The following is a 15,441-nucleotide window of genomic DNA, read 5'->3' on the forward strand; positions in this document are numbered from 1 at the left end:
AATGGTCCTCATCCTGAGCTTGTCGAAGGACGAGGACCAAGCGTCGGCGTTGACAGCCGATAGGTTCCGAGAGCCGCCTGCCGCCCCTAAGCGAAGCGCCAGGCCTCTTCGGCCGCGCGCTTCAGGGCCCGCGACTTGTGCAGGGTCTCGTCGTACTCGGCGTCCGGGTCGCTGTCGGCCACGACGCCGCCGCCGGCCTGGACGTACATCATGCCGTCCTTGACCAGGGCGGTGCGCAGCACGATGCAGGTGTCGACCGAGCCGTCGGCGCCAATGTAGCCGACCGCGCCGGCGTAGCCGATGCCGCGCTTCTCGATCTCCAGCTCGTCGATGATCTCCATGGCCCGCACCTTGGGCGCGCCCGAGAGCGTGCCGGCGGGCAGGGCGGCCATCAGCACGTCGACCGGATCCACGCCGTCCGGCGCATCGCCCTCGACGTTGGAGACGATGTGCATGACGTGGCTGTAGCGCTCGATCTTGAAGCTGTCGGTCACCCGCACGTTGGCGTGCTTGCCCTTGGCGGCCGGATCGTTGCTGCCGGCGTGCTTGAGCATCGCCACGCGGCCCACGTCGTTGCGGCCCAGGTCCAGCAGCATCAGGTGCTCGGACCGCTCCTTGGGGTCGGCCAGCAGTTCCTTCTCCAGCGCCAGGTCCTGCTCGGGCGTGGCGCCGCGCGGACGGGTGCCGGCGATCGGGCGGATGGTGATCTTGCCGTCGCGCAGCCGCACCAGGATCTCCGGCGAGGAGCCGACCAGGTTGAAGCCGTCCAGGTCCAGGAAATACAGGAACGGCGACGGATTGGTCCGGCGCAGCGAGCGGTACAGCGCGAACGGCTCCAGCGGGAACGGCGCGCGGAAGCGGTGGCTGGGCACCACCTGGAAGATGTCGCCGGCCCGGATGTACTCCTTGGCCTTCTCGACGATCTCGGCGTAGTCGGCGCGGCTGACCGGGGTGGTGAACTCGGCCTGGCCGTGGCTCTGGCGCGGCGTCGACTGGGTCAGCGGGCCGCGCAGGTCGGCCATCACGCTCTCGATCCGGCCGCGAGCGGCGGCATAGGCGTCGGCGGCCGACACGCCGGCTTGCGGCCGGGCGGTGGTGACCAGGATGATCTCCTGGGCGATGGCGTCGAACACCGCCACGATCGACGGCCGGGTCATGATCCCGTCCGGCAGGCCCAGCGTGTCTTCGTTGACGTCCGGCAGGCGCTCGGCCAGGCGGACCATGTCGTAGCCCAGGGCCCCGAACACGCCGGCCGACGGCGGCGGCAGGCCGGCCGGCAGCTCGATCCGCGAGCGGGCGATCAGGTCGCGCAGGCTGTCCAGCGCGCCGCCCGCCTGGGGCGTGAAGCGGCCGGCGGCGATGTCGTCGCCCTCGGCGATCTCGGCCTGGTCGCCGCGGCAGCGCCAGACCAGATCCGGCTTCATCGCCACGATCGAATAGCGCCCGCGCCAGGCGCCGCCCTCGACGCTTTCGAACAGGAAGGCGTAGGGCCGTCCGTGACCGATCTTCAGATAGGCCGAGACCGGGGTCTCCAGATCGTCGATCAGCCGGGTCCAGACCACCTGCGGGCGGCCGGACTCGTAGACGGCGCCAAAGGCGTCAAGCGCGGGCTCCAGGCTCATTGAGCCTTGCCTTTTTCCTTGGCCTTGGCCGGAGCCTTGCCGTCTTCGGCGGGCAGGGTGCTGGTGTCGACGCCGATCGCCTGGCGGGCCAGGGTCAGGTTGACCTTGGTCTTGAGCTGGGTCTTGGCGGCGTCCTGGGCGGACTGGCCGACGTCGCGGAACAGGCCTTGCGAGGTCTGCGGACGCATGGCCTCGGTGATCTGGGCCATCTGCTCGGGCGCGCCCGGATGGACCTTCTCGACCACGGCCACCAGGTAGCCGCCCTGCGGGCCGCGCGTGACGAACGGCGCGCCCGGCTTGGCGCCGAACGTGCCCATCAGCAGGTCGCGGCCCAGGGCCTGGAACTGCCGGGCGTTCTGGCGGCTGATGTTGGGCACGCGCTGCACCTGGGTCTGGGCCGAGGCGGCGACCGCTTCCAGCGACTCGCCCTTCTTGACCCGCGCCGACAGCTCGTCGGCCTTGACCTTCATGCGGGCCAGCAGGGTTTCCAGCATCCAGCGCTGGGCCAGGGGCTCGCGGATCTCGGCCAGGGGCGGCATGGCCGACGGAATGACCCTTTCGACGCGGACGGCGAAATATTCGCCCTTGCCGGCCTCGATCAGTTCGCTCTCGCCGCCCGAGGGCAGTTCGAAGGCGGTCTTCAGCGCGTCCGGGGTCAGGGCCAGGGCCGGCTGGCCGGTCTGGTCGACGCCGTTGGCGGCGATCGGCGAGGTGGTCTGCACCAGGGCGCCGGCCTTGGTCGCCGCGTCGATCAGGTTGGCGCCGCCGTCGTGGGCGTCCTGATAGGTCTGGGTCTGCTCATAGGCCTTGGCCTGGGCGGCCTGGGCCTTCAGTTCGGCCTCGATGGCCGGGCGCTGCGATTCCAGGCTGGGCATGGCGGCCGGGTTGATCTTGACCAGCTTGACCACCGAGACGCCGAGGTCGCCGTTGATCGGCGCGCTGACCTGGCCCGCCGTCAGGGCGAACACCGCGTCGGCCACCTTGCGGTCGGGCAGGGCGGACTTCGGCTTGGAGTCGATCATCAACGGCTGCTTGCCGTAGGCGCTGGCGACGACGGCCGGCTGGTCGCCCTTGGCCAGGCGCTGGGCGATCACCGCGGCGGCCTTGGCGTCGGGGGCGACGATCTGGACGTACGAGCGCGTCTCGGCCGTGCCCAGGGTGTCCTTGCGGAAGTTGTAGGTCTTGACGATGTCGGCCTCGGGCACGGTCACCGTGCTCTCCAGGGCCTTGGCGCTGAAGCGGGCCACCGACAGGATCCGGGTCTCGGGCCGGGTCAGCTGGGCGGCGTGTTCCTTCATATAGGCCTGGAGCTGGGCGTCGGTCGGGGCGCCCGGCTTCTCGACGGTCGCGGGATTGATCGCGAAGGCGGCCAGGTCGCGGCCTTCCAGGCCGTAGGCGGCTTGCAGCGCCGAATAGATGCGCGGAGCGCGCAGGCCGGCGGCCACGGCGCTGAACAGATGGGTCTGGGCGATGTCGTCGCGCAGCGAGGCTTCGTAGCGCGCCGGGGTCAGCTCGTTCTGGGCCAGCAGGCGCTGGTACATCACCGAGTCGAACTTGCCGGTGATCGGATCGAACGGGCGCTGGCCCGGGGGCAGGCCGGCCAGCTGCTCGCGCAGGGTGTCGCCGACCAGCTTGTCGGACGGGCGCACGCCGATCTTGCGGACCAGTTCGGCCAGGGATTCCTGCAGGGCCAGCTGGGTCAGCATCTTGCGGTCGACGCCCTGTTGGACGGCGATGTCCGGCGTGATGATCTGGCCCTGGGCCTGCTCGCGCTTCCGATAGTTCTCGAACTGCGCCTTGAAGTCCTCCGGCGCCATGTTCCGCGACCCGGCCGCGATCACCCACTTGCCGGGGGGATGACGGAACACGTCGCTGATGCCGAACACCGCGAAGCTGACGATGAGCAGACCAAACAGGAGCACCGCGAACGGCGATTTGGCGAAGGAGCGGAAGCCGGCGAGCATGACTGGGAGAAACCTTCCTCGAAAATCGCGCGGATTCCACGCAGGGCGACGGAACAGACGCGAGCTGCGGGTATAGTAGAGCCGCGGGGGGCCGGGCAAGCGGTGGAGGGGCTCAAGCGGTCTTGACTTCCGACCCGCGTGGGGTCCCAAACCGGGCGCATGACCCTTTCGCTGACCACGCCCCGGCCTCTGATCGCCGGAAATTGGAAGATGTTCGGCCTTGAAGCCTCGCTCGACGAGGCCCGTGCGGTGGCGGCGGCGCTGGCCGCCAAGCCGCCCGCCGCCCGCGTCGCGATCTGTCCCTCGGCCACATTGCTGCACCGAATGGCCGAGGCCATGGCCGGCGAGGCGGTGATCGTCGGCGGCCAGGACTGCCATCCCGCCGTGTCGGGACCGCACACCGGCGACATCTCGGCGGCCATGCTGGTCGACGCCGGCGCCCGGCTGGTGATTCTCGGCCATTCCGAGCGTCGCGCCGCCTACGGCGAAAGCGACGCCTTGGTGTCGGCCAAGGTCGAGGCCGCCCTGACCGCCGGCCTGGAGCCGATCATCTGCTTCGGCGAGACCCTGGCCCAGCGCGACGCCGGCCAGGCCGAGGCGGTGGTCACCGGCATGGCGCGTGGGTCGCTGCCCGCTTCGCTGGCAGGGCAAGCTTTCGCGGTGGCCTATGAGCCGGTCTGGGCCATCGGCACGGGCCGCACCCCGACCACGGCCGACATTGAGCACATCCACGAGGCGCTGCGCGCGGTGCTGGTCGAGCGGTTCGGCGAGCACGGCGCGACCGTGCCGATCCTCTACGGCGGTTCGGTCAAGTCCGACAACGCCGGCCAGATCTTGGCCATGCCGGAGGTCGGCGGCGCCCTGGTCGGCGGCGCTTCGCTGAAGGCGGCCGACTTCCTGGCGATCATCGAGGCCGCCTAGGAGGCGAGGGCGATCGGCGCCGCGGGCCTGGCCTGCCAGGCTCCGATGCGCTTGGCCACCTCGCTGGGCCCGGCGGCGTCCAACGCTTCCTCGAAGGCGGCCAGGGCGGCCAGCAGGTCTTGCCCGAAGAAGGTCCCCGACCACTCGCCGCCAACGAACGCGGGGAGGCAGGCGTCGACCCGCCTGGCGGCCGCCTCGACGTCGGCTGTCTTGTTGGCCAGCAGGGACAGGTTCTGCAGGGTCACCCTGACCCGTTGAATCGCCAACGCCACCGTTCCGGCGACATCTTCTGGAGAGGTTTCGACGGCGATCCTGCGAACCGCCTTGAGATGATCAGAGATGTGTCGGGAACTCGTCATAGTATAACTCCTAGCGCGGAAACCCCATTTTCCGTCATTTCCTGATTTTGAAGATCGGGGAAAACCCTGGTCTCGGTCACAGCTTTCCCCCACTTTAAGTTGTGAAATGCGCGCGCTAGCGGCAAGGCTTGATTGATACCGCTCCCACCCGCTGTTCTCGATTTTGCTCAGCCGAGAGCGGATTTCATTCAAGCTCAGTGGTCGTCTCGGTCCATTCGACCCAAAGCGCGGGACTCCAAGCCTGCCAGGCTGAGCGGCTTCAGCGCCAACTTCGCACGGCATTTCTGGGTTAGCGTCCTGAAATCCCTGATTTCTATCCTCGATTCTCCGCAGTCACTCAGCCCGTCGTATCCTGATCCCACCTCGTTGCAGGGAAAGGGCGCATGGCCAGCGACCGATGCGGCGGCGGGGGGCGATCGAGCGGGAAGCTCTGTCGGCGGCGAGGTTCTCGTGCGTAGGAACCCCGTCAAACCTCATGTCTCTGGTGCCGGCTGGGCTCGGAACACGGATACAGCGTGATGTGGGGGCCGGCTTAGCAGCAGGCGGGCGGTGAAAGGCTCGCGGTCCGGGACCAGGTTTCGTTGACCTGGCCCGCCCGTCGGAGGCTTCAAGGCGGCGAGGCCCTAACAGGGCTCAGCGCCGCAGGCTTCCGGATAACGATGGCGCGGAGCGGCAGGCTTCGTCGAAACGGTATTCTTCTTCAAACTCCGGACGATGTCCGGCGCTCCGCGACCCTTTCCGTTCCCTCAGCGGCTCGCCGCGTGAGCTTGTGACGCCGTGCCCGCTAACACTTGCCCCCACCTGACCGCTTCGCGGTCTGTCCGCCCCCATAGGGGGCGGAGGACGCGCGCACCACACCTCTTCCCCCTGTGGGGGAAGACGACCGCGAAGCGGTCCGTAGGGGGCAAGTGCTCGCCGCACAGGTCTCGGGAGAAAGTCCCCGCCCCTAGAACAGCAACCCATAAAGCCGGCAGTCGCGGCGTTCGCCGTCGCGGTCGACATGGCCCTTCAGATAGCCTTCCTGCTCGAAACCCAGCTTCAGCAGCACCTTTTCCGCCCGTCCGTCGCCGACATGGGTGCGGGCGATCATCCGCTTGAGCCCCAGGGACGAGGCGCAATAGGCCAGCAGGGCGGCGGCGGCCTCGGTGGCGTAGCCCCGGCCCCAGGCGTCGCGCGTGATGATGAAGCCCAGCTCGCCGCGATAGTGCCGCCAATCCAGGTCCACCAGCTCGCAATAGCCCACGAACCAGCCGGTCTTGGTCTGGCGCATCCCCCAGTACATCGCCCGGCGCTCGTCCATCTCGGCCACCTGGGCGGCGACCGTCGCGGCGACCTCGTCGGGATCCTCGATGGCGGCGCGATCCCAGTGGGCCATCACCTCCGGATCGCTCATGAACGGGTAGACGAGGGGGGCGTCCTCAACGGCCAGCGGCGTCAGGCTAAGGCGTTCGGTCTCGAGGATCATGCGCGAGAATGGACCTGATGCGAGCGTAGGGAATGGTCTTGAGTGCGGCGGGTTCGTCCCCAGCTATGGCGCGGGCCCGTTGCAAGTGATAGAGGGGCCGCTTCGTTTTTCGCGGCGGAAGTGTCCGTCGCCCGGATCGAGATCGATTTACACATGCTCATCGGCGTTCTGCTGACCATCAACATCATCGTTTGCATCGCCCTGATCGGCGTGGTGCTGATGCAGCGCTCCGAAGGGGGCGCCCTAGGCATGGGCGGTGGCGGCGGCGGTTTCATGACCGCGCGCGGCGCCGGCGATCTTCTGACCCGCACGACCTGGATCCTGTTCTCGGTCTTCCTGATCATCAGCCTGGCCCTGACCATCCTGACGGGCCGCATGGGCTCCAGCAATTCGGTCGTCGACCGCCTGAAGCTGGACGGCCTGGACAGCAAGACCCTGAACGCCGCCCCGCTGCCGGCCGGTCCGACCGCTCCGGCCCCGACCCTGCCGGCTCCGGCCGCCGCCGGTCCGGCCGCGATCGAGGCTCCGACGCCGCAGATCAGCGCCCCGGCTCCGACCGTCTCGACGCCCAAGCCGGCCGCCAAGGCTCCGGCCCAGGCCGCGACCAAGGCGCCCGCCGCCGCCCCGGTCCCGGTGATCGACGCCCCGGCTCCGGCCGACCAAAAGCCGGCCCAGTAAGGGCCGGCTTCAAGTCTACCGTTGCTGCCGAGCCGCCTCCGCCGGGAGGGCGGCGCATTCTTTCTGTGAATGAACCTCGGTCTTTTCCCCGGCGACGTCGAATCACGGCTAATCTGATCGCCCATGACCCGGTACATCTTCATCACCGGCGGCGTGGTTTCCTCATTGGGAAAAGGCCTCGCCTCCGCAGCGCTCGGAGCGCTCCTGCAGGCTCGCGGCTACAAGGTTCGCCTTCGTAAGCTCGACCCCTATCTCAACGTCGATCCGGGCACGATGTCCCCGTATCAGCACGGCGAGGTCTTCGTGACCGACGACGGGGCCGAGACCGACCTCGACCTGGGTCACTACGAGCGCTTCACCGGCGTGTCGGCCACCAAGGCCGACAACATCACGACCGGCCAGATCTACAAGACGATCATCGAGAAGGAGCGTCGCGGCGACTATCTGGGCGCGACCGTCCAGGTGATTCCGCACGTCACCAACGAGATCAAGGACTTCGTCCTTTCACCGGCGCTGGACGAGACGGGCGAGAAGCCGGTCGACTTCGTGCTGGTCGAGATCGGCGGCACGGTGGGCGACATCGAGGGCCTGCCGTTCTTCGAGGCCATCCGCCAGCTGCGCCAGGACCTGCCGCGCGGCCAGAGCTGCTACGTCCACCTGACCCTGCTGCCGTTCATCAAGACGGCCGGCGAGATGAAGACCAAGCCGACCCAGCACTCGGTCAAGGAACTGCGCTCGATCGGCATCCAGCCCGACATCCTGCTGTGCCGCTGCGAGCAGGAGATTCCGGTCGAGGAAAAGCGCAAGATCGCCCAGTTCTGCAACGTGCGCCCCAGCGCCGTGATCCAGGCGATGGACAGCTCCTCGATCTACGCCGTGCCGATCGACTATCACAAGGAAGGCCTGGACGCCGAGGTGCTGGACGTGTTCGGCATGAGCGACGCGCCCAAGCCGAACCTGGCCCGCTGGGAAGCGATCGACCAGGTCGTCAACCACCCGGACGGCGAAGTGACCATCGCGGTGGTCGGCAAGTACACGGTCCTCAAGGACGCCTACAAGTCGCTGATCGAGGCCCTGCACCACGGCGGCCTGGCCAACAAGGTCAAGGTCAACCTGGACTGGGTCGAGAGCGAGACGTTCGAGGGCGACGAGGGCGCGGCCGCGGCCCGCCTGGAGAACGCCCACGCCATCATGGTGCCCGGCGGCTTCGGCGAGCGGGGGGCCGAGGGCAAGATCCGCGCCGCCCAGTTCGCCCGGGAACGAAAGGTGCCGTACTTCGGCATCTGTTTCGGCATGCAGATGGCGGTCATCGAGACCCTGCGCAACGTGGCCGGCATCAAGGACGCCTCGTCCAGCGAGTTCGGTCCCACCGAGCGTCCCGTGGTCGGCATCATGACCGAGTGGATCAAGGGCAACGAGACCGTCCAGCGGCGCAGCAACGACGATCTGGGCGGGACCATGCGCCTGGGGGCGTACGAGGCCGTCCTGACGGCCGGATCGAAGGTCGCCGAGATCTACGGCACCACCGACATCAGCGAGCGCCACCGCCACCGCTACGAGGTCAATATCGGCTACGCCCACCTGATGGAGGACGCCGGCCTGAAACTGACCGGCCGCTCGCCCAACGGCGTGCTGCCCGAGATCGTCGAACGCGACGACCATCCGTGGTTCATCGGGGTACAATATCACCCCGAATTGAAGAGCCGTCCCTTCGCCCCGCACCCCCTGTTCGCCAGCTTCATCGCGGCCGCGAAAGAGCAGGGACGATTGGTCTAACAAGCCCGGTTGCATCCTCGGGGAGTTTCAGGCATAAGCGCGCCCTCACACGGCGGCCTGGGTCTTCCCCGAGTCGCCGTCTCTAATTTTCAAGCTCAGCGAGCAGAGTCACTTCGATGGCCGTTCCCAAAAGAAAAACTTCGCCTTCTCGCCGGAACATGCGCCGGTCGCACCACGCCCTGGGCGCCAATTCCTTCGTGGAAGACAAGGACTCGGGCGAACTGCGCCGCCCGCACCACGTCGACCTGAAGACCGGTCTGTACAACGGCAAGCAGATCCTGACGCCGAAGGAAGACTAACCTTCGCGTCCGCTTCCGCCCGGTTCTTAGAACAGGGGCGGGAACGACGAGACAAAGCCTGAAAGGCGGCGGTCCCCGGMCCGCCGCCTTTTCGCTTTTCGGCGCAGCTTTCCCCAAGTGGCGCAACGGCTCCCGTGCTTGCCTGGATATGGATTTCGACAACGCTGTCGAAATAACCGTGTTATCTTGACGGCAGGGAGATTCACCCATGCTCACACGCCGAAACATCACGGCGGGACTGGGATTGTCGCTGATGGCCGACGCGGCCTGGGCTCGATCCGCGATGCCCGAACCGCTGCTGCAGAAGACCTCGCTGCAAACCTCGCCGACTCCATCGCCGGCGACGCCGCCTTCCGGCGTGCTTCCACCGGTCGAGGAGGCACCGCCGTTCTTCCTCGACACGGCGCTGGACGCCGGCGACCGCATGACGGTCGAGGTGTTCATCAACGGGCAGGGGCCCTTCAACTTCGTCGTCGACACCGGCGCCGACCGGAGCGCGCTGTCGACGCCCGTGGCGGCCCGGCTGGGCCTGGAGCCGGGGCCGAACGTGATGCTGCATGGCGTAGGCGGCTCGGCCCTGACGCCCACGGCCAAGGTGGCGCTGATGGTGGCCGGCGATTCCCGCATGAAGGACTCCGAGTTGCCGGTGCTCCCGCCCGAGCGTTTGGGCGTGGACGGCCTGCTGGGCGTCGACATGCTCGAGAACCGCAACGTCATCATGGATTTCAACAAGAAGCGCCTGGAGGTCCGTCGCAGCACGGCCCTGTCGGGCGCCTTCCCCGGCGTGCGCGAGGTCTCGGTGCTGGCCGACGCCCGTTTCGGCCGGCTGGCGGTCGCCAACGCCCGGGTCAGCGGCGTGCGCTGCGTGGCCTTCATCGACTCCGGCTCCGGCGCCAGCATGGGCAACATCGCCCTGGCCGAGGCCATCAAGCTGCGGGTTCGCCGCAAGCCCGAGCCCGCCATGGCCATCCGGCTGATCGGCGCGGCGGGGGAGGAGACGCTGGGCGAGATGCGTGTCGTCCGCTCGATCGAGCTGGGCGCGCTACGGATGACCAACTTGCCGCTGGTGTTGGCCGATCTGCATATCTTCGACGTCTGGAACCTCAACAGCCGGCCCGCCGTGCTGCTGGGCGTCGACGTGCTGAAGATGTTCGCCCGGGTCGAGCTCGACTTCGGCGCGGACCGGGTGAAGTTCCGGCTCGGCAAGGGCTGGGCGCCGCCCGTCCTCGAAGCCTAGGGGCGGCCTGAAGGCAGGACGCGCCGAACGTTCGTTCCGACGATCCGGCGAGCGCCGGTTGCGGTTCGCGGCACGCGCCGCTAAGGGGAAGCGCCTTTTGAAAGGGGAGCTCCCATGACCGAGATCGTCGACATCATCGCCCGCGAAATCCTGGACAGCCGCGGCAATCCGACGGTCGAGGTCGACGTCGTCCTGGAAGACGGCGCTTTTGGTCGCGCCGCCGTGCCGTCGGGCGCCTCGACGGGCGCGCACGAAGCCGTCGAGAAGCGCGACGGCGACAAGGGCCGCTACGGCGGCAAGGGCGTCAAGGCGGCCGTGGACGCGGTCAACAACGAGCTGTTCGACGCGCTGTCGGGCGTTGACGCCGAAGACCAGCGCCGCATCGACAACCTGATGATCGAGCTGGACGGCACGGCCAACAAGAGCCGCCTGGGCGCCAACGCCATCCTCGGCGTCTCGCTGGCCGTCGCCAAGGCCGCCGCCGAGTCGGCCGGCCTGCCGCTCTACAAGTACGTCGGCGGCGTCTCGGCCCGCGTCCTGCCGGTGCCGATGATGAACATCATCAACGGCGGCGCCCACGCCGACAATCCGATCGACATCCAGGAATTCATGATCCTGCCGACCGGCGCCCCGACCTTCGCCGAGGCCCTGCGGATGGGCGCGGAGATCTTCCACGGCCTGAAGAAGGCCCTGAAGGACGCCGGCCACAACACCAACGTCGGCGACGAAGGCGGCTTCGCCCCCAACCTCGGCTCGGCCGAAGACGCGCTGGCCTTCATCGTGAAAGCCGGTGAAGCGGCCGGCTACAAGTCGGGCGAGGACTTCGTCCTGGGCCTGGACGTCGCCGCCACCGAGTTCTTCAAGAACGGCAAGTACGAGCTGGAAGGCGAGGGCAAGAGCCTGGATCCGGCCCAGATGGTCGACTACCTGGCCAACCTGGCCGACAAGTTCCCGATCCTGTCGATCGAGGACGGCATGTCGGAAGACGACTTCGAAGGCTGGAAGCTGCTGACGGACAAGCTGGGCAAGAAGGTCCAGCTGGTCGGCGACGACCTGTTCGTCACCAACCCCAAGCGCCTGCAGCTGGGCCTGGACAAGGGCCTGGCCAACTCGATCCTGATCAAGGTCAACCAGATCGGCACGCTGTCTGAGACCATCGACGCCGTCGATCTGGCTCACCGCAACGCCTACACCAGCGTGATGAGCCACCGTTCGGGCGAGACCGAGGACAGCACGATCGCCGACCTGGCCGTCGCCCTGAACTGCGGTCAGATCAAGACCGGTTCGCTGGCCCGCTCGGACCGGCTGGCCAAGTACAACCAACTGCTGCGCATCGAGGAAGCCCTGGACGATCAGGCGGTCTATGCCGGCCGCGCGGTGCTCAAGGGCCGCTAGTTCCAGCGACGATCACGACGAAGGGCGGCGCCTCCAGCGCCGCCCTTTTTCGTTTCAAATGCTACGATTCTAGAGGTCGAGGCCCGGATCGCCCGATTTCGAGGCGCCGGGCGCCAAAATTCACCAACAATTTTTCTAAAAGCAAAATCGCCCGCGTGCCGCACTGCCGCAGAAAGCGCCGCCAAACGGTCGTTCAGATGCTGCGACGCGGTATCTAGATGCCCTTGAAACCATCTCAAATGAAAGCGTTAGGGCCCTGCTTTCGACATCTTGCCGCCACCTGCTCAAACCCCCCGTTTAGTAAGGCGTTAAGCATGGTCGGGCAGGGTAAACTACCCCTCCTGGGAATCGCTGATGTTCGCCCGACTGCAACCTTTTCTGCCGACCGCGGCGCTCCTCCTGTTGATCACTTACTTCGTGTTTCACGCCCTGACGGGCGAACGCGGGCTGTTATCAACGTCGCAGCGCAACGCAGATCTCGCCGCCAAGACGCTGGAGTTGAAGAAGATCCGCGCCGAAAGGATGGACCTGGAGGCCCGTGCTCGTCTATTACGCAGCGGCAGTTTGTCGGCGGACCTCCTGGAAGAACGCGCGCGTTCGCTCCTGGGATACGCCGACCCCAAGGACTACGTGATCCGCACCCCGCGCTGAGCGTTTGGGTAGGAGACCCGGTTCTTCGGCTCTGCCGGCGGATCAGGCGAACCTGGCCCGTTTCGGGTTTGACAAAGGACCCCCATCTACGCGGAACCGAAGGTTCATTCGGTCGGTGGGCGTCCAGGAGTAGGCCGCGATGAAGATTGGCCAGGGAGAGTTGAATGGCGCGTACGCGCAAGGGTGAAGCCCCCGCGGGGAAGGCTGATGCCACCGGTGTCAACGCCTTCGTCGGCAAGGACGAGCTTCTGAAATTCTACCAGGACATGCTGCTGATCCGCCGTTTCGAAGAACGGGCTGGACAGCTGTACGGCATGGGCCTGATCGGCGGCTTCTGCCACCTCTACATCGGTCAGGAAGCCATCGCGGTCGGCATGCAGTCGATCAAGGTCAAGGGCGACCAGATCATCACCGGCTACCGTGACCACGGCCACATGCTGGCCGCCGGCATGGATCCCAACGAAGTCATGGCCGAGCTGACCGGCCGCGCGGGCGGTTCGTCGCGCGGCAAGGGCGGCTCGATGCACATGTTCGACATCGAGACCGGCTTCTACGGCGGCCACGGCATCGTCGGCGCCCAGGTGTCGCTCGGCACCGGCCTGGCGCTGAACAACCATTATCGCGGCAACGGCAACGTCGCCTTCGCCTATTTCGGCGACGGCGCGGCCAACCAGGGCCAGGTCTACGAGAGCTTCAACATGGCCCAGCTGTGGAAGCTGCCGGTCGTGTACGTGATCGAGAACAACCAGTACGCCATGGGCACCAGCGTCGAGCGTTCGGCGTCGGAGACCGCCTTCCACAAGCGCGGCACCTCGTTCCGGATTCCGGGCGAGGAAGTCGACGGCATGGACGTGATCGCCGTGGCCGAGGCCGGCGCCCGCGCCGCCGAGCACGCCCGTAGCGGACAGGGCCCGTTCATCCTCGAGATGAAGACCTATCGCTATCGCGGCCACTCGATGTCCGACCCGGCCAAGTACCGGACCAAGGACGAGGTCGACAACGTCAAGCAGACGCGCGACCCGATCGACCACCTGAAGGAACGCCTGGCCAAGGCCGGCGTCACCGAAGACGACCTGAAGGTCGTCGACGCCGAGGTGAAGCGCATCGTGGCCGAGGCGGCCGAATTCGCCCGCACCAGCCCCGAGCCCGATCCTTCCGAACTCTACACCGACGTATACCTGGAGGCCGCCCAGTGACGGACATCCTGATGCCCGCCCTGTCCCCGACGATGGAAGAGGGGACCCTGGCCAAGTGGCTGGTCAAGGAAGGCGACACCGTCAAGGCCGGCGACGTGATCGCCGAGATCGAGACCGACAAGGCGACGATGGAAGTCGAAGCCGTGGACGAAGGCGTGATCGAGGCCATCCTGGTTCCGGCCGGCTCCGAGAACGTCAAGGTCAACACCCTGATCGCCAAGCTGAAGGGCGAGGGCGAAGCCGCTTCGCCGGCTCCCGCCGCCGCTCCGGCCGCCGCCGCGCCCGCCGCTGAAGCCGCTCCGGCTCCGGTCGCCGCGCCCGCCGCGGCGCCGATCTCGGCCGCCTCGACCTTCGCCGATCCGGAAATCCCGGAAGGCACGCCGCTGAAGAAGATCACGGTCCGCGACGCCCTGCGCGACGCCATGGCCGAAGAGATGCGCCGCGACGACAAGGTCTTCCTGATGGGCGAGGAAGTCGCCCAGTACCAGGGCGCCTACAAGGTCTCGCGCGACCTGCTGCAGGAGTTCGGCGACAAGCGCGTCATTGACACGCCGATCACCGAGCACGGCTTCGCCGGCCTCGGCGTCGGCGCGGCCATGGCCGGCCTGAAGCCGATCGTCGAGTTCATGACCTGGAACTTCGCCATGCAGGCGATCGACCAGATCATCAACTCGGCCGCCAAGACGCTCTACATGTCGGGCGGCCAGATCAAGTCGTCGATCGTGTTCCGCGGCCCCAACGGCGCGGCCTCGCGGGTCGGCGCCCAGCACAGCCAGGACTACGCGGCCTGGTACGGCAACGTCCCCGGCCTGAAGGTCGTCGCGCCGTACGACGCGGCCGACGCCAAGGGCCTGATGAAGGCGGCCATCCGCGATCCGAACCCGATCGTCTTCCTCGAACACGAGATGATGTACGGCCACGAGTTCGACATCCCGGACGTCGAGGACTGGATCGTGCCGATCGGCAAGGCCAAGATCCGTCGTTTCGCCGCCGAGGGCCATGCCGGTCCCAGCGTCACCATCGCCACCTATTCGCGGATGGTCGGCTTCGCCCTCCAAGCCGCCGAAGAGCTGGCCAAGGAAGGCATCGAAGCCGAGGTCGTCGACCTGCGCACGATCCGTCCGATGGACCACGCGACGATCCTGGAAAGCGTCAAGCGGACCAACCGTCTCGTGACGGTCGAGGAAGGCTGGGGCCCGATGGGCGTCGGCGCCGAGATCGTCGCCCGGATCACCGAGTTCGGCTTCGACTATCTGGACGCCCCGCCGCTGCGGGTGCACCAGGAAGACGTGCCGCTGCCCTATGCGGCGAACCTGGAAGCCCTGTCGCTGCCTTCGGTCCCCAAGATCGTGAAGGCGGCCAAGACGGTCTGCTACCGTTGATCGCCCGGCCCGCTCGCCTAGGCCCAGGCCTGTGTGAGCGGGCAGGGAGCCGCTCATGACCCAGACCCTCAACGGTTCCTGCCATTGCGGCGCGGTGCACGTGCAGCTCGACCCCGGCAAGCCGGTGGCCGAGTTGGCCCTGCGGTCCTGCCAATGCAGCTTCTGCCGTCGGCAGGGCTCGCGGACGACCAGCGATCCGGGCAGCCGCCTGCACATCACCGCCGCTCCGGGATCGCTGATGCGTTACAGGTTCGGGCGGCGGGCGGTGGACTTCCTGATCTGCCGGGAATGCGCCGTCTACGTGGCGGCGATGATCGAGGACGAGGGCCAGGCCTACGCCACCCTCAACGTCGTGGGGACCGACCTGCCGGGTTTCGCCGATCGCGAGCCTGAACGGCTGGACTATCACGACGAAACGGACGAACAACGCCTTGCCCGTCGCAAGGCCAAATGGACGCCGACCGTTCTGGTCGAAGCCGTCCCGAACGCTTGAGGA

The 15,441-nt window shown here is 67.4% G+C and carries 13 protein-coding genes and 2 pseudogenes; 11 read left to right on the forward strand and 4 right to left on the reverse strand.

Going from position 1 to position 15,441, the window contains the following annotated elements; all coding sequences use genetic code 11:
• Window positions 1-86: 86 nt before the first annotated feature.
• On the reverse strand, window positions 87-1,622 hold the full coding sequence (trpE, locus tag AC1DYP_RS12255; RefSeq protein ID WP_477046562.1) for an anthranilate synthase component I: 1,536 nt from the start codon (window positions 1,620-1,622) through the stop codon (window positions 87-89).
• A complete protein-coding gene (locus AC1DYP_RS12260; RefSeq protein ID WP_477046563.1) occupies window positions 1,619-3,586 on the reverse strand; it encodes a peptidylprolyl isomerase in 1,968 nt (655 codons plus the stop codon). Before AC1DYP_RS12260 ends, trpE begins: the two co-directional genes overlap by 4 nt.
• A gap of 159 nt (window positions 3,587-3,745) precedes the next feature.
• On the opposite strand from AC1DYP_RS12260, the gene tpiA reads away from it, so the two are divergent.
• Window positions 3,746-4,507 carry a triose-phosphate isomerase gene (gene tpiA, locus AC1DYP_RS12265; protein ID WP_477046564.1) on the forward strand — a complete coding sequence of 254 codons (762 nt, stop codon included), beginning with the start codon at window positions 3,746-3,748 and terminating at the stop codon, window positions 4,505-4,507.
• Here tpiA and AC1DYP_RS12270 read toward each other — a convergent pair.
• Window positions 4,504-4,866 (reverse strand): hypothetical protein, encoded by a 363-nt coding sequence (locus tag AC1DYP_RS12270; protein WP_477046565.1) that lies wholly within the window; start codon window positions 4,864-4,866, stop codon window positions 4,504-4,506. The genes tpiA and AC1DYP_RS12270 overlap by 4 nt on opposite strands.
• A 946-nt stretch (window positions 4,867-5,812) precedes the next feature.
• Window positions 5,813-6,331 carry a GNAT family N-acetyltransferase gene (locus tag AC1DYP_RS12275; RefSeq protein WP_477036285.1) on the reverse strand — a complete coding sequence of 173 codons (519 nt, stop codon included), beginning with the start codon at window positions 6,329-6,331 and terminating at the stop codon, window positions 5,813-5,815.
• Between the two features lie 153 nt (window positions 6,332-6,484).
• On the opposite strand from AC1DYP_RS12275, the gene secG reads away from it, so the two are divergent.
• The 10 genes and pseudogenes from secG to AC1DYP_RS12325 all read left to right on the forward strand — a co-directional run.
• Window positions 6,485-7,009, forward strand: coding sequence for a preprotein translocase subunit SecG (gene secG / locus AC1DYP_RS12280; protein ID WP_477046566.1), 525 nt, complete (start codon window positions 6,485-6,487; stop codon window positions 7,007-7,009).
• A gap of 123 nt (window positions 7,010-7,132) precedes the next feature.
• The gene (locus tag AC1DYP_RS12285) at window positions 7,133-8,785 is read left to right on the forward strand and encodes a CTP synthase (protein WP_477046567.1); all 1,653 of its coding nucleotides are present in this window, start codon (window positions 7,133-7,135) and stop codon (window positions 8,783-8,785) included.
• A 116-nt stretch (window positions 8,786-8,901) separates the two neighbouring features.
• Window positions 8,902-9,084, forward strand: coding sequence for a 50S ribosomal protein L32 (rpmF, locus tag AC1DYP_RS12290; RefSeq protein WP_007671126.1), 183 nt, complete (start codon window positions 8,902-8,904; stop codon window positions 9,082-9,084).
• A gap of 208 nt (window positions 9,085-9,292) precedes the next feature.
• Window positions 9,293-10,321 carry a retroviral-like aspartic protease family protein gene (locus AC1DYP_RS12295; protein ID WP_477046568.1) on the forward strand — a complete coding sequence of 343 codons (1,029 nt, stop codon included), beginning with the start codon at window positions 9,293-9,295 and terminating at the stop codon, window positions 10,319-10,321.
• Window positions 10,322-10,435: 114 nt separating this feature from the next.
• Window positions 10,436-11,716 (forward strand): phosphopyruvate hydratase, encoded by a 1,281-nt coding sequence (eno, locus tag AC1DYP_RS12300; RefSeq protein WP_477036289.1) that lies wholly within the window; start codon window positions 10,436-10,438, stop codon window positions 11,714-11,716.
• 354 nt (window positions 11,717-12,070) lie between these two features.
• On the forward strand, window positions 12,071-12,367 hold the full coding sequence (locus AC1DYP_RS12305; RefSeq protein WP_029917040.1) for an FtsB family cell division protein: 297 nt from the start codon (window positions 12,071-12,073) through the stop codon (window positions 12,365-12,367).
• 164 nt (window positions 12,368-12,531) lie between these two features.
• A complete protein-coding gene (pdhA, locus tag AC1DYP_RS12310; protein ID WP_056462099.1) occupies window positions 12,532-13,563 on the forward strand; it encodes a pyruvate dehydrogenase (acetyl-transferring) E1 component subunit alpha in 1,032 nt (343 codons plus the stop codon).
• Window positions 13,560-14,945 (forward strand): pyruvate dehydrogenase complex E1 component subunit beta, encoded by a 1,386-nt coding sequence (locus AC1DYP_RS12315; RefSeq protein ID WP_477046569.1) that lies wholly within the window; start codon window positions 13,560-13,562, stop codon window positions 14,943-14,945. The genes pdhA and AC1DYP_RS12315 overlap by 4 nt, the downstream gene beginning before the upstream one ends.
• A 55-nt stretch (window positions 14,946-15,000) precedes the next feature.
• A pseudogene (locus AC1DYP_RS12320) lies at window positions 15,001-15,285 on the forward strand (GFA family protein); the annotation flags it as partial.
• Window positions 15,286-15,354: 69 nt separating this feature from the next.
• Window positions 15,355-15,438, forward strand: a pseudogene (locus tag AC1DYP_RS12325) (aldehyde-activating protein); the annotation flags it as partial.
• Between the last annotated feature and the right edge of the window lie 3 nt (window positions 15,439-15,441).

It is taken from the genome of Caulobacter sp. P1_D6 (genome assembly GCF_056406095.1).